Below are 23,783 nucleotides of genomic sequence, written 5' to 3'. Positions count from 1 at the left end.
CGGCTCAGTCCTCCTGAGCCTGCCGCCGCCGCAGTTCTTCCTCACGACGGCGCAGGTCGGCCTCCCACTGCTTCATCAGGGTCTCGTCCTGCTTGAGCGACCCGGCAAGGCTGCGCAGGAACTCCGGATCGTCATCGGGGGCCAGCGGGCCTCGGCGCGCGGGGCGCTCGGCCTCCGGGAAACCGCTTCCCGGGCGCCACGGCTGGCCGTTGCTCATGCGGACCGGGCGCGCCGGGCGGCCGGCGATGAACCAGGCGATCGCGCCGATCGGTGAGAAGAGCAAAATGATGAAGACCCACGCGACCCGCGGCAGCGCCCGGATGGCGAACTCCTCAGCGGACAGGCAGTCGATCAGCGCGACCACCAGCAGAGCCAGGTCGAGGAGCATGAACAGGGAGTAGAGGCGAATCATGGCCGAGATGCTCTCAGAAAACTCCCAGCTTCACACACCCCTCAGACAATCATCCGGTACGTGTCTGCGCTGTCCATCGCCGCGCGGGCCAGCGTGGCCGCCTCGTCCAGCCGGGTACGCGCCTGCTCCAGGTGAGCGATCGCCGCGGCAATGGACGGGTGGAACGAGCCGACCGCGGTGATCCGCAACCGGGCCAGCGCGTCGTCCACCTGCTCGTTCACCTGCTGAATGCCGGTGACCGCCCGCTGGGTGCCGTCCACCGACGCCGCCACGTTGGCCTTGACTTCCTCGACGCTGGCCATGCCCGCTCCTCCTACCTGATGAACGCCAGCAGACCCACACCCATGCAGGTCAGCAGCACCGGCGTGAGGCAGGTGACGATGCCGACCAGGGGTGTGCGGTCCACCTTCAGCCCGGCCCCGCCGTAGACGAAGCCAATGGTCAGCCAGCCCAACCCGAAGGCCAGCACCGGCAAGCTCAGCCCGCACAGCAGCGCGTACGTCGGCAGCGACCCGGACGGCGCGATCAGGTAGAGCACGATCTGCACGACCAGCACGGCAGCCGCGAACGGGCCGTACACCAGCAGGTTGCGGGCCCACGGGCGCAGCGGACCCGGTTGCAGTGGGGCCAGCATGCCTGCGTCGGCCGCGTCCGCCGTCGCCCGGGCCTGCCGCAGCGCCGCGAGGATGGCGGCCGGGCCGCCAGCCATGCTCTGAGCTGCGAGGGCCTGTTCGCCGGGCTGGGGGAACAGCTCCGGCTCCGGTACGCCCAGGTCCTGGATCAGCCGGGCGCGTTGCGGGGCGAGCCGTGCACGTACCGCGGAAAGCTCTTGATTTGCCGCTTGCAGGGTCGCTGCCTGTTCCCCGGCCGCGGAGCTTGCCGCCCGCCGCACCGCATCCAAGCGCTGCGCCGCGGCCAGGTAATCGGCCCAGGCTTCGCCGGGCTCGTCGGTCATTGCTCGTCCTCCGGCTGCACGAAGGGCACGATCGTCACCGTACGGTCGGAGTGCCGGTCGTGCAGCAGCGCCCTGTTTTCGCGCGGCTGCCAGTCCAGGGGCTTACCGAGCTGCATCGACACGTCCTGCCCGGAGATGTTGAGGAACAGCAGCCCGGCCACGTCCTCGCGGCCTGTGCTGCCACCGGTCTCCTCGGCGAAGCGGCGCAGCCCACGCCACCACGACAGCAGGTGCGCCTCCCGGCTCGGCCCCTCCCGCAGCAGCTGACGCAACGACGGCAGCGAACCGGGGGCGGCCGCGTCCATGCCGAACACAACGCGGTAACCGGGCTGCTGCGCGTTCAGCTCGGCCCCCAGACCGGCGGCATCCACCACGACGACTTCCTGGCGGTGACCGATGTCGACAGCCAGCTCCTTGGCCAGCTCATCACCCTCGGCGACCAGCGAGCACAGGACGAAGCGGGCGGTGCGCGGAGGATGGAACGCGGCCACGCTGCGTGCGGCGGCGGCCAGGACCTCACCGCCGGTCGCGTGCGAGCCGAAGATGGCCAGGTGCCGGCCCGGGGAAGCATCAAGCGGGAATGCGGCGGTGGACAGGTTCACGTCGATGACCCGGCCCAGCAGCGCGGCTGGCCGTCCCGCGCGCCCGGCCAGCGCCGCACGGTAGGTCGGGTCGTCGGCAAGATGCTGATGGGCGTAGCCGGCGAAGATGCGCGGCGGCGGGGCCTCCGGGTCGCGGTCGCCCCACAGCTTGTGCCGCAGGTTGGCCAGCACGTCACGATCGGCGTGCGGATCCGGGAACCGCACGATGCGCTCGTGCCCCCGGGTGGCGCCGCGCGGGCCGCCCAGCCCGCCTGCGGTGTTCACCACGGCCGTACCCAGGGGCAGGCCGGCTGCGGAGTCGTTTGTGGGCTCCAGGACGTCGCCACCGCCGGGCAGCGCGATGCGCACCGGGAACTGGCCGAAGATGGAGTCACGCTTGGCGTACAGGGCTTCCACACCGAGCACAGTCTGACTGGCCAGAATCAGATGGATGCCGTACGACCGGCCCTTACGCGCCAGCGACTCGAGCAGCTGCACCGCCTCGGTGGCCATCGGATCGTTGCCGGCCAGCAGCACCTGGAATTCGTCAATTACGCAGAGGACCCGCGGCATCGGCTTGCCGCGTCCCTCGTCGGCTGCCACGGCCCGCAGGTCGGCGAACCGGGTCACGCCGGCCCGCTTGTACGCCATTGACCGCCGGGTCATCTCGGCATCAAGCTCCCGCAGCACGGCGAGCCCGTATTCCCGGTCGGACTCGACACCCACCGCGCGAGCATGCGGCAGCCAGCTACGGTCACGCGGTGTCGGCACGAACTCGGCGAACGAGATGCCCTCCTTGAAGTCCAGGAGGTAGAGGCTGAGTTCGTCGGGGCTGTAGCGGGCGCAGAGGCCGTACAGGACGTTGATGAGGAACGCCGTCTTGCCGGCGCCGGACCGCCCACCAACCATCCAGTGCGGGGTCAGGTCGTTGAACATCAGCACCACGGGCGTATCCCCGTCATGCCCAACCGTGGTGCCCAAGCCGTCGGCGGCATCCCCGGCCCACGACGGCCCGGCGGCGTCGGGCAGCAAATGGGCCAGCGTCACCTCTGAGGCGGCCGCCGAGTGCGCCGCCAGCTCCCGGCAGACGGCGTCAATGAGATGCGGTGGCGGATCCTCGTCGAGGAAAACCGGGGCGTTGAGCCACGCCGCCTCGGGCAGCGAACCAAACGTGGCCCCGGGCGGGTTGCCGATCACCGCGTACGGGTTGCGCAGCGAAACCTGGGTGGTGCGGGGCAGCGGCGGCTGAGTGGTCTCCGCGGTCAACGGCGGCGGCGGCCACCCGGCCACGATCAGGTGCAGCCCGGACTCGGGTCCCTGCTGCGCCAGCGCGGCGATGCGGACCAGATCGGCACCCTCGGTCAACTCGGGCAGGCTGGCCACCACAAGCACCATGATCCGGTCGCGGCGCCCACGGTTGCCCCGCGCCGGTCGCAGCCACTTCTCCGCCTCGGTGAGCACGTCCCTGAGCCCGGCTCGATCGGTAGCCGGCGGAGACAGCAACCCGGCGTCAGCCAGGGGAGTGAACGGGGCGAAAACGGTGCCTCCGCCCGTACCGTCAACTGCTCTGATCAACAACGAACCCACCGGCGCGGCAGCCAGCAGACGCAGCAGCAGGCAGCGCAGCAACCCGGCCACCCGCGGATCCCGCGCATCGGAATCAACGGTCAAATGCCCGGTGCCAAGCAGCGGGACAACAGCGGGAAAGCGCGCATCATCAAGCGGCTGAGCAACCCCCAGACGCACAAACTGCGGAGGGTACGACCCCCCGAGCGGAGTATTCGCCGACAGTGCGTCCAACGGCGAACCCAGCCACCCCGGAGCCAGCACCCCGGCTGCCGCCCGCAACTCCTCGGCCAGCCGATGCTGCTCCAACGGATCGGCCACCGGAGCAGCCTGAGCCTCCAACGCCAAAGCGGCCGCCGCAGCGGTAGCCTCCGCCTGGCGGTGCAGGGCAGCGGCCTGACCCATGCGCCCCGTCGGCTCCACCGCCCCACCTCCATCCGTGCGCTTGAACCGTACCCCGGTCAATCTTCCCAGTGCCGGGTCACCGGGGTGACGCGCGGGGCACCGAACCCGTCCCGAGCGCCCGATACGTCGCGTCCACAGCAGAAACCACTAATCTGGTACGGGTGCAGCCCACCGACCCCCCGGCCCAGCCAAGCGTCCCGCCGCCCGGGCCTGCTGTTCCCTTGCCTGTGCCTGTGCCTGTGCCTGTGCCCGGGTCTGGGTCTGGCGTTCCCTTGGCGGGGGAGGCTGGTCCGGTTGGTACTGGTCGGCAGGTGAAGTCGCGCCGGATGCGTCTGATTGTGGCGATGGTGGGCGGCGTGCTGGCTCTGCTGTGCCTGGGCGGAGTCGGCGTTTTCATCTCCTTCTACGACCAAGCCACCAAAATCCAGCGAACCGATCCGGACGTCGTCGTCTCCAGTTACCTTCGTGCTGCGCTCGTCAACCGTGATAACCAGGAAGCGTCTCTTTACGTCTGCAAGTCCGGTGCGGATCTGCAGCAAATCACCTCACTGGCCGCCGAAGTGGCTAAGCGCGAGCGTGACTTCGGCGTCGCGGTCAGTGTCAATTGGGGAACATTAGTCGTTTCCGGAACAAGTGGATCACGTCAGGCTGTCGTCACCGAATTGACCATCGCCGGGACCTCCAACGGTCAGCCGGTCAGTCAACGAACAGAATCCTGGCGCTTCGATGTCGTGGATGAAGATGGCTGGCGCGTCTGCGGGGCGACCAAAGTCTCGTAATTCATTCCAGCCAGAGGAGGTGGACAGGAACCTCAAGTGTCCGAGGAGTCTTTCCACTCCACATCCACCGGTACCAATCAAGCTCCGTGGCCACCCGGGTACATATATCGCCGGCATCGCTGGTGTGCAATTCCGTGACCGCCCGTAAGTTGCGGCGCTCCCCTCCGTCTTCGAGAAGTTGAACTACGCGACGGCCGGTAAGTGCATCGGCATCCAGCGCTGCGACCGGATTACGTCTAGGCGGTTCGTCGAGCGATACCAGGCGTGACACCACATCGGTCTGCTTTCCGGATGGCATAGCGGTCATGCCGAGTTCTTCGACCCAGACTCTTTCCACCGGCACCAGTGGGGCGAAGACCTCGGTCTGCTCTGCCTCGGCGCGGTACCACTCCGCTTCCGACATCACCGGTACGTAGGTCCGGCTGCCTTGCACGACTTTCTCATCGGCACGTAAATCACCCCGCCACCCATGCCCAGGCAGGCCGACGAGAACCCGCCGCCCGCGAAGCTGGCCGCCCATGATGGCCGGCGTGGGAGCGATCGGCGCGGGTGGCTCCGGCGTCCACCCGGAATGCCCAGCAAACGGATCGGGTAAGGCTCCGCCGGTCACTGCGAACCACTCAGGGGTGCGCCGCGCTGGGCCATGAACTGCACTGGATCGACCGCGCCCGCGCTGGACCGATCGTTGTTCAGATGCACCTCGAAGTGCAGGTGCGGCCCCGAGGAGTTGCCGCTGGATCCGCTCAGTGCGACCGCCTCGCCGGCCGTCACCTTCTGGCCCGGCTGAAGACTGGGTCGCTCCACCAGGTGGCAGTACCTAGTCATGATATTGCCCGCGTGCCGGATCTCCAGCATCCACCCACAGCCACCCTTGCCAGGGTAGCCGTCGTGGTCGCAGTCCAGTTTGCCGGAGAAGGTCTCGTCGCACTTCACGCGCGACACCACGCCGTCGGCGACCGAACGTACCGGCGTGCGCTTCTCGACGATGAGGTCCACGCCCTGGTGTGTCGGGCGGTCCGACGTACGGAATCCCGACCCGACGTTCCACTCGTGGGCATCCGGACCCTTGACCGCCAGCGGGTTGGTCCAGCCGGAAGCAGCGACGTCAGCCGCCGAGGCGCACACCATCTGCACGGAGCTGCCAGCAGCATTTGCGGCGCCGTCCGCGAGCACGTTCACAATCTGAGTGGCGACAAGCTCATGCTTCGCATACGCATCCGGGTATGCACTGATCTGTACCCGCTGTGCCGCCCGGGTGAGCGACATCGTCTCCCAGCCCTTGATGGTCTTCAGCTTGTTGTAGAACTTGGTCGCCGCGTACTTGGGATCGGTCACCTCGTCGGGCGTACCCCAGCCGCTGCTGGGCCGCTGCTGGAAGAGGCCGAGCGAGTCGTGGTCGTTCCTCGCGCCGAGGTTGCCCAGGTTCGTCAGCCGCGATTCCTGCATGGCCGTGGCCACCGCGATCACCCAGGCCCGGGGCGGCAGGTGCAATTCGGCGCCCGTATTGATGATGATGGCCGCATTTTTCATTTGCGCCGACCCGTACGACTGCAGCTTCGGTAGCTTGGAGTCGGGATTGACCGGTCCGTTGGCCCCACACCCGGCAGCGGACAGTGTGAGGTTGCTCTTGTTCTCGTCGAAGACGCCGAACAGAAGCGCGCTCACACCTCCGCCGCAGCAGAGCAAAGCCAGAGTGGCTACGAGGGCAACAAGCAGCGCAATGCGCCGGGGCCGCCATCGCGTCACGATGCCTCCCAGTCGATACCGTCGACCAACCATCGTCCGTCCGGCGCCACCAACTGCAGTGTCAGCTTGCCGGCGTTCATCGTCACGACCGCATTGACCAGCCCGTCGCCCACCGGAGTCAGCGCCGGCCGCCCGATCACCTCATCCGCCGGCACGTCGGCGGGATCCACGCCGTCGAGTTCCTCGGACAGGTTCTTGGTGGCGTTGGGCATGATGCCGTCGTGCCAGGCCTTAGCGGAAACGTTCTTGTGGTCCACCCACGCCGAGGCGAAGGCATAGGCGACCGCTTCAGGCTCCGCCGTACCGGCCTTTGTCTTGGGTGTCCGCGGCGGATCGTCATCCTGAACGACACCATCGTTGTCGTGGCTCGGGTCGACGCTGACCGCAGGGGCCGGCGAGACCGGATCGAGCAACGGTTGCTCACCGTTGTCGCCATTGAACAACCGGCCGAGGCTCACGACCGCCAGCACGAGCACCGCAATGACAATCGCGACACCCCAGCGCGACCGGAAAAGTCCGGTGAGGCCGCGTTCCAGGACCGGGGGCATGACGGGCTACCGAGCCTCGGTCCGGACCCGCGGAGTCGACGGCTCCCGCGTGGTGCTGCCGGTCTCGGGACGATAGATCGCATACGAGGTAGCCGGCTCGGACACATCAGGCTCGGTCCACGTGGTCGTCCGCCGCTGCCGCGATGGCGTCGCTGGCGCCTTGGCACTGACGGTCTCGGGCTCACGATCGCGTACCGCGGCGCTCTCCCGCACCGCCTCGACGCCATCGGGCCGGGTCGGCTGGGTCCGCCCACCACCGCTCGAAGCCGTCACCGGAACCGGGCTGGTCTCGGTCCGTGCGCCGGCTGCGTGCGCCGGGTCTTCCAGCCGCGCCTCGGGACGCAGGTTGGTCTGTTCCACGTACACCGTGCGCCCCTTCCCGATCCGCGGCTCGTTCGTTCCGCCAGCGTCGGCCACGTCGAGCCTCGCGGCCTCGCGCATGTCTTGGAAGAACCGTCGATGCCAGGACCCGGCCGAGGTGATGGCGTGAGTGCTGTCTTTGCCGCCGAGTTGGGTGATCCGGCGGTACGGGCGCAGCAAGAGCCATCCGACCACTCCGCATAGCCACACGAGAACGACCTGCAGCCAACCGGGCAGACTGGCCGTATTCATGATCAGATCCACTGCGAAGAGGTAGATAGCCGCTCCGGTACCGAAGATGGCAATGTTGAAGATCGCGGCCACAACGGCGTTACCGAGCCGCCGAATACCCGAACTAGCTGGCCGGAGCAGGCCGACGGTGCCCAGAATCGGCGCCGCGATGACAGCCCACCGGAAAATCAGGAAGCCGAGTAGAACCAGCACAGATGCGGTGAGGTCGAACATCGCGAACAGGATGGACGCGAGGACTGCGATGAACCCCGCGCCGATTCGATCCATGCCATTGGCACCCCGCAGGTATTCGTACGCCTCGGGGTCTTCGGTCTTGATCTGCTCGGCTACCTTCTGCCATTGCGTGTACTTGGCGTTGAACGTTGCTTCGCGGTCATTGGGATTGGTCCGAAGCCTTTCCGCATCTCGCCAAGTCAGGGAGCGTGCGTCGTAGAGCGCGCGTCCGTATTTCTGAGCGGTCTCGCTGTCGGCGGAGCCCAGTACTCCGCGCAGCCAGTTGCGGTACAGCATGGTTTCGGTCGTCGTATCGCTGGCGCGTACTGCAGGTGGACGATTGTCGTCACAGGCGCCGGGGGTCGGGTCGTCACACTTGCCCGCAGGAGTGTTCTGAGCGCGCGGGCCGACTGCGTCGTGAACAACGCCGAGCGTGGTGACGAGGCTTTGATCGGCGATACTCGCCGATTTAACTGGCCACGCCGCAATGGCGGTCACGGCGACCATGACGAGGATGGCCCACCCCGCCGTCGTCGTTGCTGCTCCCATGTCGGCTTGTTTTGAACGCCAGATCAGGTAAAGGCCTACCACCGCGAGAGTAATGACGCCGAAGACGCTGAAGACCTTCTGATATACCGCCTTGGTGGCCTGCTCGACCAATGGGTTCGCCCATCCCCACAAAGTCTGCGGATCCCAGGCCCGCTCCCGCAGCGCGTTCGAGGCACCGATTACCGCCGTCGCAACCATGAACTCACCGTTGGCGACAGTTGTCTCGAATTTGTCTTCCGGGTCCATCAGCGCGGCAGCGCAGCCACCCTCTTGGTCATAGGTGGTGTAGCTGTAGCCGGCATAGCCATATTGGCTGTACATGCCCTGGGGGCCGTTGAGTGTCGAGGACTTGGGCTGTTCCGCGAACCACCCGGCCAACCCGGAATCGGGGGTAGTGGGGGTAGGAGGCTTCAAGCATTGAGCGCGGTCCGCTGCTACGTCCTTCAGCCGGCTCACGCAGGTCTTGAAGTCCTGCTTCCATTCCTCGGTGCTGCATGCACCCCCCGGTGCCCGCAGCGGCCCAGCCACCGCCGGCGCCGGGGCTGCCACTGCCCAAGCGATGCTGGCCACCACCGTGACCGCCATTGCCATCAGCGTTGCGCAGACCCGGCGGAGCATAATCAGACCTCCAGGTCGGAAAGGCTGGGGATGGCCGTCGGTAAGGCCTTGGCCGCGGCCGGGGTGGTGTCCAGGTGGTCGAGCAGGCCGTCCACGTAGGAGACGTCCACCCGTACCTTCTGAACCCGCCCGTCCACGTCGCGCATCACGAATTCTCGGAAGCCGAGGCGGGACTGGGACGTTGCGTCCGCCTGCGACAGCGAGGCCAGGGTGGCCTCGTAGCCGTCGTGGACGGGGACCCTGAGCAACCGTAGCGCTTCCGAGGCGATTTCCTGGTCCTCGGCGATGCGGCCGACGAAGACCGTGGACACCAGGTTCTGGACGTCCAGGCCGAGGATGTCGCGGGGGTTCTGCGAGGCCACCAGCGCCGCGAGGTTCCACTTGCGGGAGTCTCGGGCCAGGCGGACCAGGAAGGAGCGGCCGGAGCGCCATCCTTCCATGAAGTGGGCCTCGTCCAGGCCGACCATTTTGCGGGACGACATGGAACCGCCATAGCATCGGCGTACCGCGAGGCGGTGGGCCGTGTGGAGCATGGGCAGCGCCAATGATTCCTCGGCCGACCAGTATTCGCGCTCGATCTTCAGGTCGGGCAGGCGCAGGCCCGCCATCGTGATGACCGTCAGCGCCGAGTCGGCGCCGAGCAGGTGTTCCGGGGGCCGCCCGAAGAACAGCAGCGCGAGGGGCATCTCGGCGGTGTCCAGCAGCAGGTTCGCCAGTTCCTTGCCCTCGTCGTCGTCCAGGCCCTGCAGGGTGGCCACAACGTCGTCGAGCGTCGAGGTCTCCTCGGCCGGCACCTGGCGGACCGCGTGGCGCAGCAGCGTGGCGGTCGAGGCTTCCTTGGCCACCTGCGGCGGCACCAGCATGGAGCAGATGTCCTGCACCAGCATGCGACGCTCGGCCCGGGCATTGGAGACCGCGATCTCATACTCGCGGTCGCCGCTGGGGCCGGTGGCGAACTCGGTGCGGACCGGCGTGGGGATCAGCGAGTACGGCGCCAGCGTGCCTTGTTCCGACCCGGTCAGGTTGAGCACCCGCGAGTAGGGCCGCAACTCCGGCATCTGGCACAGCCTCGCCAGCGGGCCGGACGGGTCGAGCAGGGTCACCTGCACCCCACGCCGGGCATTGAGGTAGCCCAGCGCACCCATCAGGGTCGACTTGCCACCACCCGGCTCAGCAACGAAGACGCCCAGGCCGGACCGCTCGCGTACCTCCATCGGGAAGTGCAGGTCCAGGAACACCGGGCGGCGGCAGGTGCCCGCGGTTCGCCCGATCAGGTCGCCGCGCCGGTCACCCACCGTCGATGCGGCCTGGGGCAGCGCGGCGGCGAGCAGCTTGACGGGCATCCGCCGGACATAACCCGTATTGGCGATGGGCTCGCCCGGAATGAATTCGCGGGCCAGTTGGTCCTGGTTCTTCGGGTGCTGCAGCGAGATCCGCAGTTCCCGCGAATAAAGTTGAATCAGGCGCCGGGCCCTTTCCAGACATTCTTCACGGGTACGACCACCGACCGCGATCCGATGCCAGCCGTGCGCCCGAGCCGACTCCACAGGCAGCCCGGTCGTCATTTCGTCGCCGATCACCAGGGCACGCTTGGCAAGCCGTTCGAGTTCCGGCGGAGCGTCGATGCCGTGCTCGGCGTAGTCGAGCTGCTGGGAACGAATCATTCGCAGCCGGTGCTCGAGGTTCTTGAACGAGCTGTTGGACCCCAGAATGTCAATGCGCGACGACAATTCCATGGGCCACGGCAGGCGTTCGTGGAAGTGCATCCACGGCTCGTGCTTCTCCGGAATCTCGAGCGGCTCCATGCGGCCCACGGACAGCACGGCCACGTGGCGTTCCTCGCCGGTCATCCGGTTCACCAGTTTGACGGTCGAGCCGTATGGCGTGCGGTAACGCTCCACCTGCTCGGTCAACGCGAGCAGATCGCCGCGCTCCCAGTGACCGTTCGAGACCGGAGAAAGGGGACCGGGCGGTGCCATGCACAAGGCAACCGACCGGAAAAGCAGCCATTCCAGCTCTTGCGGGGTGACCCGGCGCCCACGCATGCCGAATGCATTGAGAACTTCGTCAAACTGTTCGACCGTACGGCCAAGCTTGCGACGTTCCCCGTCAGACGTCCCCTTGCCGAACATCCGCAGAATGCGCTCGGAGAACGTATCGCCAAGCGAACGCCGGGCAAAAGTAACACCCAGGTACGTCTGGCCCTCGGCATGGTTCACCGACAACAAATGCCGCTGAGCCGCAACCAGGTGATCGCTCCACGAGGTAGCACCGGTGACATCCGGCAACGGCTTGGCGGTGAAAGAATCGACAGTGCGCGCCCACTCATCCGCCGGGAAAGGCCGATTCGTGCGGCGCAGATGCAACCGGAATCCAGCGAGCCCCGCATATTGCTCGGAGATTGCGGAAAGCAGCGCCTCCCGCTCCGCATCCGGCCGGAAAGCCCATCGAACTTCGGGCAGGTAATACCAAGCGGTAACGGTGCTCTGGGTGAACGTCAGGTGCCCGGCAATCTCACTGATCTCCAGTTCGATGGCCGGATCACGATCGCTGAACTTGAGCTTGTGCGGACGTAGCGGCGCAGCCTTGACGGTAGCCGGAAGATTGGCCGGCTCGTCTTTCTTCTTGCGACCGCGCTTCTTGGCAGGAGCCTTTTCTCGCTGCGGTGCGGGGGCCTTTTCCGGCATGGGCGCCAGCTCGGTATGCTGCGAGGAGCCATGAGGGAGCGCATGCACCCCCGGCGCAACCTGAACAGGCACCTCAACGGTCGGCCGCGCTTCCTCGGGCCAATTGCCGAAATCGTCCGCTTGGTCACCGAAGAAATCGGCCTCCGGACCGGAGGGTGCAGCTTGGAAGGGCGGAAAAGAACCGGCAGAACCGCGAGCCGACGGTACGTCCGCAGTAGGCGGATCAACCGGAGGAGGCGTAACCAGTGGTTCGCCGTTGGCAGCCAGCGCCACCCCCGACCCAAGCTCCCCACCCCGCCGAGCACTGCCTTGATCGACAACGCCCCCGAACCCATTGCGCGGCGCTGCCGCCCGATCCGGACCAGCCCCAGTGCGAGCGGTCGCGGCCTGACCGGCCTGAGCGGTTGTAGCCTGACCGGCCTGACCGGCCTGACCGGTCGCAGCCTGACCGGGCGCGACTTGGCCTGCTTCAGCGCGAGCGGACGCGGTGTGGGCAGCTTGAGTCCGAGCGGGCGGAGCTTGAGCGGCCCCAGTCCGAGCAGTAGGGGCTTGAGCCGCAGTCGACCCGCCTCCAATAGTTGCGGCGTGAGCTTGACCCGCCTCAGCCCGAGCAGCCGGAGTCTGGACAGGACCCGCCTGACTTTGGGCAGCGTCAGCCCTGGCCGTCGCGGCCGAAGATCCATTGGGCCCGGATCCACCAGGTCCGAAGTCGCCGGGCTGAGCCACGCCCGGCCCAGACCCCTCAGTTCGAGCGGCGCCCGCTCCGGAGATGTCAGTCTCAGACCCACGGGCGACAGGCTCAGACATGCCGCCCCGAGGCGAGCCCGAACCAGCAGACCGCGCCTCGGAATCCCCAGTCCGGCAAACACCCGGCGAAGCCGCCAAGCCGTCCAAAGCCCCAGCCCCGGACTCCGCACCAGACTCGTCCCCGCGCCCAGCACCCGGCCCGGAGGCACGCCCAGTGCCCGGCCCAGAAGAGCGCCCAGCGCCCGGCCCGGAGGCACGCCCAGTGCCCGGCCCAGAAGAGCGCCCAGCGCCCGGCCCAGAAGAGCGCCCAGCGCCCGGCCCAGAAGAGCGGCCCGGCCCAGAAGAGCGGCCCGGCCCGGAAACGCCCCCAACGGGAGACTCCGAAGCAGCCCCACCCCCCGGCACCGGCTCGTCAAAGTCGAACCCAAAGTCGAAGTCGAGGTCTGCATCCTCACCCGGCTGCTCCGGCGCAGGCTTCGGCTGGGCTGTTCCGCCGAACAGGTCGAGGAACGGGGAGTCGATGTCCATCGGGTCCACCGGCGGTGGGGTGCCCGTGGTTCGGGGGCGGATCGGCTGGGGTGCTTGGAAGACCGCCACGGCGCCGTGGTCGGGGCCGGCGACCTGCTCAGGATTCTCTTCCGGAGAGTAGTCAGGCGAGCGCGAAGCGTTACCTCGGGTGGCCTGGGTGGGGGCGTCCGCGCGGGGAGTCCCGGGCGGTGGGGTTGCGGTCATGCGACGGCCCCGTTCGGGGTGGCAGCGAGAGCGGTGGCAGCGAAAGCGGTGACAGCGAGAGCGGTGACAGCGAGAGCGGTGGCAGCTAAAGCGGTGACAGTGAGAGCGGTGGCGGCGGAAGACGCGGCAGCGAGAGCGGTGGCAGCAAGAGAGGTGCCAGCGGAAGCGAGAGCGGTGCCAGCGGAAGCGAGAGCGGTGCCAGTGGAAGCGGTGCCACCGAGGGCGCTGGCAGCGAGAGCGGCGTAACTGGTCATACCAACTCCTCCCGAACCCGGATGCGAGTGGCGACGAGCCGGGGGTCCCGCTGCTCCACTGAGGGCTCGCGGGTTCGCTTCCAGTCCGTCATCGCGGTGCGGATGACCATGCGGGCTGGGCGGTCCGGATCGACGTGCCGGAAGACGTACGACGTGGTGACCATGGCGAGCGCGATCTCCCAGGCCGGGAACGCGTCGAACTGCCAGGTCATCAGGTAGTGCAGGAACACGAACACCGGAACCAGGAGCACGAACATCCCGTACTGCGCGTACGGCAGGTGCATGGGCAACGTGTAACCGGGCGGGCCCAGGTAGACCAGGCGGGCCCGGTAGATGTCGTCGTCGGTGCGCAGGCGCATGAGACTTCCGGCCTCAGTTGAAGATGAGGTCGATGATGTAGTCGCCGACGAAGAACAGCGTCGCGGCGCCGGCGATGAAGGCCAGGCCGACGATCGCGATCGCGGAGCTGGTCAGCACCTTTGATATCTCGCCCCGGCTGGCTCGTCCGATGAAGATGACACCCAGGACGGCCAGGAGAATGGGGGCGATGTTGCTGGCGAAGAAGGTAACGACGCCTTCGGTGTTGATGCCCTTGGGCTGCTCTGCCGCAAGGGTGGCGCCGTGCTGCACTGCCGTCGCGACCTGCGCGGCGAGTTCGGTGGCGATCATCGGTAAACCTCCCGGGTGACCGGCGTGAGGGCGCCGGGCACGCTGCAGTAGTGAAGCCTGACGGCGACGCCCATATGGTGCTACTTCCCGCTCACTACGTCGAGTGAGACCGTAAGGGCACTGCTGTCCTCCACACGACCGCTCTGCTCTCTTCGGTTCAATAATGATGCCTAGGACCGAAGAGTACGGGGCGTACTTCTTACCTACAAGCTGCCTGATTCGTTACCCAAGGTAAAGACGTGACTGAACGTGAGTCATGTTCCATCGTACATGTGTACTAAAGTCAACGTCCCGGTACGGTCATACCGTGACTGAGCCGACCCGCCGTGCCGCGACCGCCCAGGTCGGCGCCGACCTGCTGCTTCAGCAAGATCACCCGGTCGTGATGGGCGTCTTGAACGTCACCCCGGACTCGTTCTCCGATGGCGGTCGATACTCGGGGCTGGCCGCGGCCGTCCACCACGGTGTGGCGCTGAGCCGCGAGGGTGCCAACCTTGTCGATGTCGGTGGGGAATCCACCCGTCCGGGCGCCGGCCGCGTCGATGCGGCGACGGAGATCGATCGGGTGCTTCCGGTGATCAAGGAGCTGACCAGGGCCGGAGTACTTACGAGTATCGATACTACCCGCGCCGCGGTGGCCGCTGCCGCGTTGCAAGCCGGCGCGGCCGTGGTGAACGACGTCTCCGGCGGGCTGGCCGACCCGGAGATGGCAGCGGTGGTCGCCGACGCCGGCTGTCCCTGGGTGCTGATGCACTGGCGCGGTCACTCCCAGCGGATGCAGGACTTCGCGGTCTACGACGACGTCGTAGCGGAGGTGCGCGCCGAGCTGGCACAGCGGGTGGATGATGCGGTCGCGGCCGGGGTCGACCCGAGCCAGTTGATCCTGGACCCGGGTCTGGGGTTCGCCAAGCGTGCCGAGCACAACTGGGAGCTCAGCAAGAATCTCGGCAGACTGATCGAACTCGGCTTTCCGGTTCTGTTCGCCGCGTCGCGCAAGACTTACCTGGGCCGCCTGCTCGCCGGAGCCGATGGCGAGCCACGGCCGGTGGAGGGGCGGGAGGTGGCCACTGTGGCAACGTCTCTGCTCGCGGTTGCGGCGGGCGCGTGGGGCGTGCGCGTGCACGACGTCCGCTCGACCACCGACGCGCTTGCCGTCTGGCGGGCCACCGGAAGCCCCCACCTGCAGAGGAAGCCATGACAGATCAAATTCAACTGCGTGGCCTCCGCGTACGAGGGAATCACGGCGTTTTCGACTTCGAACGGCGCGACGGTCAGGACTTCGTGATCGACGTGGCCCTGGAACTGGACCTGTCCCCGGCCGCGCTCAGCGACGAGGTGAGCGACACCGTCCACTACGGCAAGTTGGCCAGGCAGCTTGCCGAGGTCGTCGGTGGCGAGCCGGTCAACTTGATCGAGACGCTCGCCGATCGCCTGGTCACGGTGTGCCTGGCCGACCAACGGGTCAGCGCTGCGACCGTCACCGTGCACAAGCCGCAGGCCCCCATCCCGCACGAGTTCGCCGATGTGGCGGTCACCCTGCGGCGGACCCGATGACCCGCGCCCTGCTGTCGATCGGCAGCAACCTCGGCGACCGGTACGCCCACCTCAACGCCGCTGTCGAAGCGCTCGGCGGCACAGTGGCCCGGGTGTCACCGGTGTACGAGACGCCGCCCTGGGGTGATGCCGAGCAACCGGCGTACCTGAATGCTGCTGTTCTGGTCATCGATGCGGCGGCGGATTCCCGTAGCTGGCTCACCCGCGCGCGGGATCTGGAACAGGCCGCCGGTCGCGTGCGTGACCCCGCCCGGCGCTTCGGACCGCGCACGCTGGACGTCGACGTGATCGCGGTCTGGCGCGACGGCGAGCCGGTGCTCAGCGACGACCCCGAACTGACCCTGCCACACCCGCGGGCCCACCTGCGCGCCTTCGTGCTGCAGCCGTGGCTTGACCTCGACTCCGGCGCGGTGCTGCCCGGGCACGGACCGGTCGCCGAGCTGCTGGTCTCGCCGGAGCTCGCAACGGACGCGAAGGCGCTGACCCCCCTTCGCGATCTGCGGTTAAAGTCTCAGGAGTGAGCAGTAACCCCGGCGGCGGCGCACCTGACCCGTCGATGCGGCCGACCAGCCTGTCCAGCCTGGTCGTCGCCGCCCTGGCCGCGGCCGCGATCGGCTGGCTGCTGCTCAGCGCGCTCTACTACAACACCAGTCTGCGGCTGCCCTGGACGCCGATCTTCGTGTTCGCCGCGCTCGCGGTCGCCGAGGGCATCCTCGCGCAGAACACCAGCGCCCGCATCCAGCGCAAACGCGGCGCCGGCGCGATCGACCCGCTGGCGGTCGCCCGCTACGCCGTGCTGGCCAAGGCTTCCTCGCTGGCCGGGGCGCTGTTCGCTGGCTTCGCCGCGGGCCTGCTGGCCTGGCTGGCGCTGGAGCCGACCGAGGCCGCGCACGACGACATCCCGGCCGGCATCGGCGGAGTGGTGGCCGCCTTGGCGCTCGTGGCGGCTGCGCTTTGGCTGGAACGCGCCTGCCAGGTGCCCGAGCAGCCGGATCGCAAGGACGGCGACGACCAGGACCGGCACGGATCGCGGGCTTGAACCAATCCCCCTCGCTATCCGTATGCTGGGCCGCGGCGAGGAGGTGGCCGAGATGGCGTATGACGAGACCCCGTACCGTCGCGACACCGCTGAGGATCAGCTGACCGGGCCGGCGGCATACCGGGCCGGCGCGGCGTCCACGGATTACCGCAACCGCCGCCGCGAGCTGGCTCCGGACGACACCGGCACCCGGATCACCGAGTCGCTCGACCCCGGTTCCCGGCGGGCCGGCGGCGGGACCGCCCGCGACCGGCTGGGCGTCCATATCGGCTGGGAGATCGTGCTGCTGCTGGCGGTGGCCGCCATCGCCTTCCTGCTCTACCGCCTCGACCCGTCCGGCCTGCGCCGCCCGGCGCTGGACACGCTGCTCATCTCCGGCGCCTCGATCGGCCTGCTCACCCTGGGTGCGGGGTTGACCTTGCGCGCCGGCGTTCCCAACCTGGCGGTGGGCCCGATCGCGCTCGCCGCCGCGCTGCACTACGCCGAGAACGGCGACAAGGGGCTGGTCCAGGCGGCGGTTCCCGCGCTGAGCATCGCCGCAGGGGGCGCGCTGATAGTCGCCCTGCTGGTGCTGATGCTGCACGTACCCGGCTGGGTCGCGTCGCTGGGCGCCGCCATGGGGGTCATCGTGTACGACCAGCTGCGCACCGCCCCGGTCACCGTCCAGGGCACCTACGACCCCTCCAACCACGCGTTCTACCTGTTCGGCGCGTTCGCCCTGCTCGCGGTCTTCGGGGGCGCGCTGGGGACGATCGCGCCGCTCCGGCGCCTGGTCGGCCGGCTGCGCCCGATCGGCGACCCGGCCGATCGCCGGGGTGGTGCCGTGGCGCTGCCGGTCATCGCCTCGCTGCTGCTGTCCTCGCTGTTCGCCGTGGTCGCCGGCATTCTCATGGCCGCCCAGTCCACCGGGCCGATCGTGCCCGGCACCGGACTGGAGTGGACCGGCATCGCGTTCGGCACCGCGCTGCTCGCCGGCACCAGCGCGTACGGCCGCCGCGGCGGGATCTTCGGCACGCTGCTGGCCGTGGCCGGGATGGCGCTGTTCCTCGACTACGCCGACCGGCGCACCTTCGAGATCGCCCTGTTCGCCGTCGGGGGCGCCACCATCGGCGCCGGGCTCTTGGTCACCCGGCTGATCGAGACCTACGGACGCCCGTTGCCGGTGGACAGCGCCGCCGACTGGGACGACACGCCCACCGGCACGGCGTGGTCACCGGGCCTGCCCGAGACGTGGTCGCCGTCGAGCGCCGCGCCGTCGCCGCAGCAGAGCGGCCAGTGGGATCTCGGCCCCTGGGGCTCGGGCCGCTGAGGCTCGCCGTGCTGGCCCGCGCCGGGAAACACCGCCGCCTATGCTTGGCCGATGACCGACGCGACCTTCGCCGAGCTTGACGCCCTGCCCACCGAGGAGCTGCGGGAACGCGCCTTCGCCAGGGCTCGCGAGCGCCGCGACCTGAGCTTCTTCTGGTCGGTGTTCAAGCACCTGCCCGACTCCGACGAGGCCGCCTCGCTCGACGGCGCCCCCAACACGGTCGGCCCCACCCTCGACGAGGCGGTGGCGTTGTGGCGCGAATTGACCGGACATGGGTATGGCGAGCAGGAGCCGTTGCTTCGCGCGGCATTCATCGACTATCTCCAGAAGCATTAGCTTCTGGGGCATTCATGCCTGTCGTTTGAAAACGGCCGTCCGCTGGGAAATAGCGGGCCATGGCTCTCACCAACCGCTACAAATCCGCGCCGGGGGCGGGCACGCTCGTGGCGCTGATACTCGTCCTTGTCTTCGGCAGCCCCTGGTATGCCGACTGGGTCGCTGACAACACGAACGCAGAAACCGCTGGTGGCTGGTGGCTGCGTCTGTTGTCGTGGCCGCACTGGCGCTTCGACTCCGACGACTCGTTGCGCTCGATCCTGATCGCCGACCTCAAGGCCATTCTGGTCGTACTGCTGACTGCGCTTTTCCTGTATCTGTTGCCCGGTTCGCAGTTGGCCCGAGCCCGTGGCACCCTCAGCCAGTTCTTCGCCGGCTGGGCGTCGTACGTCTTCGCGGGTGGCTTCGCCGCGCTGCTGACCACGCTGTTCCTGGCCAACCCGTCGCTGCTGGGCGCCTTCCGGGCCGCCGGTGACGGGGCTACGTACGGGCTGTTCATCGGTTGGATCATCGGCTTGGCCACGCTCGGGGGTCGCCGCGGAACCCGATGAGAAACGTGGTCCGCGCCGGGTGCCACTCCCCCCGGCTCCTGGCCGGACCGTTCGAAGGCGACCGAGGTGCACTCCGCCCCCCGCACCTCACCGCCGCCTGACCGCAGCCCGGGTCCCGTCCGGCCCGGGCTGCGGCTTGGGCTCAGGAGTCGAACAGCGTCGAGCGGGAGACGCTGCCGACCGGCTTGCCGGCCTCCAGCACCACCACGTTGAGGGCATCGCTGGTCAGCATGGCGGAGAGAGCGTCGTAGAGCGTGCCTCCCACGTCCACGGTGGGCAGCCGGTCGATCTCCTCGACCTGACCCAGCGGGCGCATCGCGTCGCGGACCTTGGTCACCGCCAGCCGCCGCACGCCCCGGTCGTTGCCGACGAAGTCGCTGACCGCCTCCGAGGCCGGCTGGCTGAGCAGCTCGCCCGGACCGGCGTACTGCAGCAGCCGCCCGCCCTCGCCGAGCACCGCGATTCGGTCACCCAGCCGTACCGCTTCATCGATGTCGTGCGTGACCAGCACGATGGTCTTGCGAACCGTCTCCTGCAGCCGCAGGAACTCCTCCTGCAGACGCCCGCGCACGATCGGGTCGACCGCCGAGAACGGCTCGTCCATCAGCAGCACGAGCGGGTCGGCGGCCAGCGCCCGGGCCACGCCCACGCGCTGGCGCTGCCCGCCGGAAAGTTCGTGCGGATAGCGCCCGGCGTAGCGCTTCGGGTCCAGACCCACCAGATCCAGCAGCTCCTCGGAGCGGGTCCGGGTCTTCTTGCGGTCCCAGCCGAGCAGCCGCGGGACCGTGCCGACGTTGGTCCGGATGGTCTGATGCGGGAACAGTCCCACATTTTGGATCACGTACCCGATGTGCCTTCGCAGCTCGACCGGGTCCTGTTGGGTCACGTCCTCGCCGTCGATGAGGATGCGGCCCTTTGACGGCTCGATCAGGCGGTTGAGCATGCGCAAAATTGTCGATTTACCGCATCCCGACGGGCCGATCAGCACGATCAGCTCGCCGGCTTTCACCTCGAGACTGATGTCGCCGACCGCGACTGTGCCGTCCGGATAGACCTTGCCGAGGTTCTCCAACGTGATCGACGCGGCTGTCCGGCCAGCGCCGGAGTCGGTGATCGCGGTAGCGTCCACGTATGTCCTTCCTGTCGAGGGCCTCGGCTTCCGCGTGGCCCCTGGCCGCCCCCGCTGATGACGGGCCGGGAAATCCGTGGTTCTCCTGGCGCTATGTGCACGACAACGCTGACGAGATTGTCTCCAGACTGCAGTTCCACGCGGGGTTAACCGCGCAAGCAGTCCTCATCGCGTTGATCGTTGCCCTTCCGCTCGCGGTCGTTGCCTATTGGTGGCGTCCGCTGACCGGCCCGATTCTTGCACTCTCGGGCGTCCTCTACACGATCCCGTCGCTGGCGCTTCTCTCGCTGCTCGCCCCGGCGGTCGGCACCACGAGCGATACGTCGGTGTTGATCGCCCTCGTGTTGTATGCGCTGCTCGTGCTGGTGCGCAACACGCTTGCCGGGCTGACCCAGGTCCCCGGGGAGGTCCAGGACGCCGCGGCGGGCATGGGTTACGGCCGGTTCGGGCGGCTGCTGCGCATCGAGCTCCCGCTCGCCCTGCCCGGCATCCTCACCGGTCTGCGCCTCGCCACGGTGTCGACCGTGGCGCTGGTGACGGTGGGCTCGCTGATCGGCAAGGGCGGGCTCGGCGACATGATCCTCGGCGGCTTCCGGAACAACTTCTTCAAGGCTGAGATCATGACCGGCGCCATTCTCTGCGTGGCCCTCGCGCTGGTGCTCGACCTGGTCCTGGCCGGCATCGGGCGGCTCCTGACGCCCTGGACCCGGGAGCGGCGGTCGTGAACTACTTCCACGAGGGCTTCGTCTGGTTCAACGACCCGCTCAACTGGACCAACCCCGGCGGCCTGCTCGACCGGCTCTGGGAGCACCTCGAGATCAGCCTCTGGGCGGTCCTGCTGGGTTGCGTGGTCGGCTGGCCGCTGGGCATCTGGCTCGGGCACCGGGGGCGCGGCGGCGGCGCGATCGTCACCATCGCCAACCTGACCCTGGCGCTGCCCACGCTCGCGCTGCTGACCATCCTGCCGCTGACCCCGCTGGGCTTCGGCAAGCCGCCGGTCGTGGTGGCCCTGGCCGTGTTCGCCGTGCCTCCGCTGCTGTCGAACGCCTACACCGGCCTGCGCCAGATCGACCCCGAGACCCGCGACGCGGCCAAGGGCATGGGCCTGTCCGGGCGCCAGGTGCTCACCCGCGTCGAGTTGCCGCTGTCGGTGCCCTATCTAGCCGCGGGACTTCGTACGGCCGCGGTCCAGGTGGTCGCCACGGCAGCGCTCGCTGCGCTGGTGAACGGCGGTGGGCTGGGTCAGATCATTTCGGCCGGGTTCGGCATCGGGATGAGCAACGGCGGTGGCGGCCAGATTGTCGCCGGGGGCATCGCGGTGGCGTTGCTGGCGCTGTTCGTCGAGGCGGTGCTGGCCCTGGTGCAGCGCGCCGTCACCCCGCGGGCGCTGCGGGCTCAGCGCCGGCGCCGGCCAACCGCAGCGGCCCCCGCGGGCTGACTTTGTCCGGTTCGGGGTAACGAATCAGCAACGTAGCGCCGTCAGCGGCATAGGTTGTCGTACCCCGGGGTTAGGAACGAATTGCATCACCACAACTGAACCAAGCGGGCATCGGATCTCGACTGCCCGTCGGACACGCGGCACGGCCCCTGAGCCGTGCCGGGACACAGAAGGCGGCAGTATGCGTCGACACCTGCTCCTGACGGCCGGCACCCTCATGACCGCCGCCGTCATCCTCGCCGGCTGCGGTGAGTCCGGCTCGTCCGGCACCGCCGCGCCGCCCAGCTCCGCCTCGGGCGCCGGGTGCGCCCCGGTTGCCGGTGACAAGCTCGTCGTGCTCACCGACGACAAGAAGCTGCAGAACACCGACAACGTCGTACCGGCGATCAACAAGAAGGCGTCCTCGCCCGAGCTGATCGCGGCGCTCGACAAGGTCTCCTCGGCCCTGGACACCACCAAGCTCATCGAGCTCAACAAGGCCGTGGACATCGACCGCAAGTCCTCGAAGGCGGCGGCCACCGAGTTCGCCACCGCCAACAACCTGACCGCCGGCATCACCAAGGGCGCGGGCGGCAACATCACCGTCGGTGCCGCCGACTTCAGCGAGAACGCCACGCTGGGTGAGCTGTACGGCATCGCGCTCACCGCGGCCGGCTACAACGTCAAGGTCCAGCAGATCGGCAACCGCGAGCTGTACGAGCCGGCGCTGGAGAAGGGCGACATCGACGTCGTGCCCGAGTACGCGGCCACCCTGGCCACGTTCCTGGCCGGCAAGGTCGACGGCAAGGACGCCAAGGACCCCTCGTCGCCCGAGCTCGACACCACGGTGGCGAACCTGAAGACGTACGGCGACAAGGTTGGCCTGGTCTTCGGTCAGCCCTCCACCGCGCAGGACCAGAACGCCTTCGCGACCACCGAGGCCTTCGCCACCAAGTACGGCCTGACCACCCTGTCCGACCTGGCGGCCAAGTGCTCCGGGGCGGCAACCGTGCTGGGCGGCCCGGCCGAGTGCCCGCAGCGCCCGAAGTGCCAGCAGGGCCTGACCACCACCTACAACTTCCAGGCCGGCAAGTTCGCCGCGCTGGACGCGGGCGGCCCGCTCACCAAGACCGGCCTGAAGCAGGGCACCATCAGCGTCGGCCTGGTCTTCAGCTCCGACGGCGCCCTCGCCGCAGGCTGATTTCTCAACCAGCTGATCCGGCCGCTCACCGGCTAGGACCTGCCGATACATCCCGCACGCCGGGTGCCGCAACCGCGGTGCCCGGCGTGCACCCGTTTCGGCCATCCGTCCCTCTCGGTAGCATTCCCGGTCATGTCCGACCGCCACCCCGATGCCCGCCTCGACCGCGGACTGATCTGGGCTGCGCTCGCCCTGGCCCCGATCGCGGCCATCACCGCCATGCTGGGCAGCAGCACCATCGCGGTCCTGCTCACAGCGGTAAGCGTGATCCTGATCGGCGCAGCCATGCTGATCCGCAACGACCCGGTGCTGCTGACGATGGACGCCGAGGACGCGGTGGCGACCGAGGTGGCCGAACTGCGGGAGCAGGTGGGGTCGGCGGGTCAGCGGGTGCGGAGGCTCGAGGACGAAGTGGGCAGGCTGCGGGCAGAAGCCCGGCGGCCTGCTGCTGCTGTCGCGCCGGTTTCGGCCGCGGCCGTTGCGCCGGTTTCGGCCGCGGTTGCGCCGGTTTCGGCCGCGGGTGGTGTGGCGCTGCGGGGTAGTGCCAGCGTGTCGGCTCCGCGCGGGTTTGCCGCTGTGCCGGCTCCGCTGGACAACGAGCTGTGGCCCGAGCCGGGGGATGAGCCGGCGGGTTCCGGCTGGTCCGGGCCGGAGGATCGCTTGGCTCAGGGGGACTGGGCTCAGCAGGAAGGCTCAACCGGGCCGGACGGCTGGACCGAGCAGGAAGGCTGGACCCCGCAGGAAGGTTGGACCCAGCAGGAAAGCCGGACCGGGCAGGGAGGCTGGACTGAGCAGGACGGCTTGGCGGAGCCGGACGGCTGGGTGGCGGACGAGCCGGTGCGGCAGGGATGGGTTGCCGAGGGCGCGGCGCAGGATGACTGGGCTGCGGGCAACGACGATTGGCAGCCCGGTGGCCCGGCGAACAATGGCACCGGCTGGGCGGACGATCGGCAGCAGGGCGACGATTGGCCGCAGACCGACTGGCACCAGGATCACGAGACCGAGAGCGACTACTGGGAAGCCCCGCGCGGCAATGCGGAATGGCAGGCCGGAAACGACGCTGGTGCGGGCCCGGTGGGTGCCGCCCGGGTGTCCGGACCGCGCGGCCGGTCGACCGGCTCAGCCAGCGTGCCGCCCCCAGCCGGTGCCGCCCGCGTCCCGGCGCCCCCCATTC

Annotated in this window: 23 protein-coding genes and 1 pseudogene; 12 read left to right on the top strand and 12 right to left on the bottom strand. The window is 68.6% G+C overall.

Annotated elements, in window-relative coordinates:
• Positions 1-4 precede the first annotated feature (4 nt).
• Genes TFC3_RS31275 through TFC3_RS31260 form a run of 4 tightly spaced genes read right to left on the bottom strand, consistent with a single transcriptional unit; the run spans position 5 to position 3,937 of the window.
• Positions 5-412 carry a PLD nuclease N-terminal domain-containing protein gene (locus tag TFC3_RS31275; protein ID WP_067509176.1) on the bottom strand — a complete coding sequence of 136 codons (408 nt, stop codon included), beginning with the start codon at positions 410-412 and terminating at the stop codon, positions 5-7.
• A gap of 41 nt (positions 413-453) precedes the next feature.
• Positions 454-714, bottom strand: a complete 261-nt coding sequence (locus TFC3_RS31270) for a hypothetical protein (protein WP_067509174.1) — start codon at positions 712-714, stop codon at positions 454-456.
• Positions 715-725: 11 nt separating this feature from the next.
• Entirely contained in the window at positions 726-1,367 is a 642-nt protein-coding gene (locus TFC3_RS31265) for a hypothetical protein (RefSeq protein ID WP_067509172.1), read from the bottom strand.
• A complete protein-coding gene (locus TFC3_RS31260) occupies positions 1,364-3,937 on the bottom strand; it encodes an FtsK/SpoIIIE domain-containing protein (protein ID WP_369819711.1) in 2,574 nt (857 codons plus the stop codon). Before TFC3_RS31260 ends, TFC3_RS31265 begins: the two co-directional genes overlap by 4 nt.
• Before the next feature lie 308 nt (positions 3,938-4,245).
• On the opposite strand from TFC3_RS31260, the gene TFC3_RS31255 reads away from it, so the two are divergent.
• The gene (locus TFC3_RS31255) at positions 4,246-4,698 is read left to right on the top strand and encodes a hypothetical protein (RefSeq protein WP_067509168.1); all 453 of its coding nucleotides are present in this window, start codon (positions 4,246-4,248) and stop codon (positions 4,696-4,698) included.
• A gap of 1 nt (position 4,699) precedes the next feature.
• On the opposite strand, the gene TFC3_RS36460 is transcribed toward TFC3_RS31255, so the two are convergent.
• From TFC3_RS36460 to TFC3_RS31225, 7 genes and pseudogenes are all read right to left on the bottom strand, one after another.
• Positions 4,700-5,308, bottom strand: coding sequence for a hypothetical protein (locus TFC3_RS36460; protein WP_082772633.1), 609 nt, complete (start codon positions 5,306-5,308; stop codon positions 4,700-4,702).
• Entirely contained in the window at positions 5,305-6,477 is a 1,173-nt protein-coding gene (locus TFC3_RS31250; protein ID WP_173745416.1) for a M23 family metallopeptidase, read from the bottom strand. Before TFC3_RS31250 ends, TFC3_RS36460 begins: the two co-directional genes overlap by 4 nt.
• On the bottom strand, positions 6,441-6,920 hold the full coding sequence (locus tag TFC3_RS31245) for a hypothetical protein (protein WP_236718558.1): 480 nt from the start codon (positions 6,918-6,920) through the stop codon (positions 6,441-6,443). Before TFC3_RS31245 ends, TFC3_RS31250 begins: the two co-directional genes overlap by 37 nt.
• Before the next feature lie 78 nt (positions 6,921-6,998).
• Positions 6,999-8,984, bottom strand: a complete 1,986-nt coding sequence (locus TFC3_RS31240) for a hypothetical protein (RefSeq protein ID WP_067509162.1) — start codon at positions 8,982-8,984, stop codon at positions 6,999-7,001.
• Between the two features lie 2 nt (positions 8,985-8,986).
• Positions 8,987-11,566: pseudogene (locus tag TFC3_RS31235) on the bottom strand (ATP-binding protein); the annotation flags it as partial.
• A gap of 1,834 nt (positions 11,567-13,400) precedes the next feature.
• Positions 13,401-13,763, bottom strand: coding sequence for a hypothetical protein (locus TFC3_RS31230; RefSeq protein ID WP_067509160.1), 363 nt, complete (start codon positions 13,761-13,763; stop codon positions 13,401-13,403).
• Positions 13,764-13,776: 13 nt separating this feature from the next.
• On the bottom strand, positions 13,777-14,073 hold the full coding sequence (locus TFC3_RS31225; protein WP_067509159.1) for a hypothetical protein: 297 nt from the start codon (positions 14,071-14,073) through the stop codon (positions 13,777-13,779).
• 385 nt (positions 14,074-14,458) lie between these two features.
• Between TFC3_RS31225 and folP the strand changes: the two genes are divergently transcribed.
• The 7 genes from folP to TFC3_RS31190 are packed head-to-tail and all read left to right on the top strand — an operon-like array spanning position 14,459 to position 18,862.
• Positions 14,459-15,271, top strand: coding sequence for a dihydropteroate synthase (gene folP, locus TFC3_RS31220; RefSeq protein ID WP_173745429.1), 813 nt, complete (start codon positions 14,459-14,461; stop codon positions 15,269-15,271).
• Positions 15,268-15,627 (top strand): dihydroneopterin aldolase, encoded by a 360-nt coding sequence (gene folB, locus TFC3_RS31215; protein ID WP_067509155.1) that lies wholly within the window; start codon positions 15,268-15,270, stop codon positions 15,625-15,627. Before folP ends, folB begins: the two co-directional genes overlap by 4 nt.
• Positions 15,624-16,148, top strand: coding sequence for a 2-amino-4-hydroxy-6-hydroxymethyldihydropteridine diphosphokinase (gene folK / locus TFC3_RS31210; RefSeq protein ID WP_067509153.1), 525 nt, complete (start codon positions 15,624-15,626; stop codon positions 16,146-16,148). The genes folB and folK overlap by 4 nt, the downstream gene beginning before the upstream one ends.
• Before the next feature lie 35 nt (positions 16,149-16,183).
• Entirely contained in the window at positions 16,184-16,666 is a 483-nt protein-coding gene (locus TFC3_RS31205) for a DUF3180 domain-containing protein (protein WP_153040611.1), read from the top strand.
• 52 nt (positions 16,667-16,718) lie between these two features.
• Entirely contained in the window at positions 16,719-17,975 is a 1,257-nt protein-coding gene (locus TFC3_RS31200; RefSeq protein WP_067509904.1) for an ABC transporter permease, read from the top strand.
• Positions 17,976-18,026: 51 nt separating this feature from the next.
• Positions 18,027-18,311: a hypothetical protein gene (locus tag TFC3_RS31195; RefSeq protein ID WP_067509149.1), complete on the top strand. Its 285-nt coding sequence runs from the start codon at positions 18,027-18,029 to the stop codon at positions 18,309-18,311.
• Positions 18,312-18,370: 59 nt separating this feature from the next.
• Complete coding sequence (locus TFC3_RS31190; RefSeq protein ID WP_067509147.1) at positions 18,371-18,862, top strand: hypothetical protein; 492 nt, start codon at positions 18,371-18,373, stop codon at positions 18,860-18,862.
• Positions 18,863-19,004: 142 nt separating this feature from the next.
• On the opposite strand, the gene TFC3_RS31185 is transcribed toward TFC3_RS31190, so the two are convergent.
• Positions 19,005-19,991, bottom strand: coding sequence for an ABC transporter ATP-binding protein (locus TFC3_RS31185; protein ID WP_067509145.1), 987 nt, complete (start codon positions 19,989-19,991; stop codon positions 19,005-19,007).
• 2 nt (positions 19,992-19,993) lie between these two features.
• On the opposite strand from TFC3_RS31185, the gene TFC3_RS31180 reads away from it, so the two are divergent.
• The 4 genes from TFC3_RS31180 to TFC3_RS38305 all read left to right on the top strand — a co-directional run.
• Positions 19,994-20,716, top strand: coding sequence for an ABC transporter permease (locus TFC3_RS31180; RefSeq protein WP_067509144.1), 723 nt, complete (start codon positions 19,994-19,996; stop codon positions 20,714-20,716).
• Positions 20,713-21,429 (top strand): ABC transporter permease, encoded by a 717-nt coding sequence (locus tag TFC3_RS31175; protein WP_067509142.1) that lies wholly within the window; start codon positions 20,713-20,715, stop codon positions 21,427-21,429. The genes TFC3_RS31180 and TFC3_RS31175 overlap by 4 nt, the downstream gene beginning before the upstream one ends.
• A 181-nt stretch (positions 21,430-21,610) precedes the next feature.
• A complete protein-coding gene (locus tag TFC3_RS31170; protein ID WP_067509140.1) occupies positions 21,611-22,609 on the top strand; it encodes a glycine betaine ABC transporter substrate-binding protein in 999 nt (332 codons plus the stop codon).
• Between the two features lie 132 nt (positions 22,610-22,741).
• Positions 22,742-23,783 (top strand): hypothetical protein (locus TFC3_RS38305; protein ID WP_161952706.1); only part of this gene is annotated, 1,042 nt, incomplete at its 3' end.

Source organism: Actinoplanes sp. TFC3, from assembly GCF_001553785.1.
Classification (GTDB): domain Bacteria; phylum Actinomycetota; class Actinomycetes; order Mycobacteriales; family Micromonosporaceae; genus Actinoplanes.
This window is presented reverse-complemented; position numbering and strand designations above follow the sequence as displayed.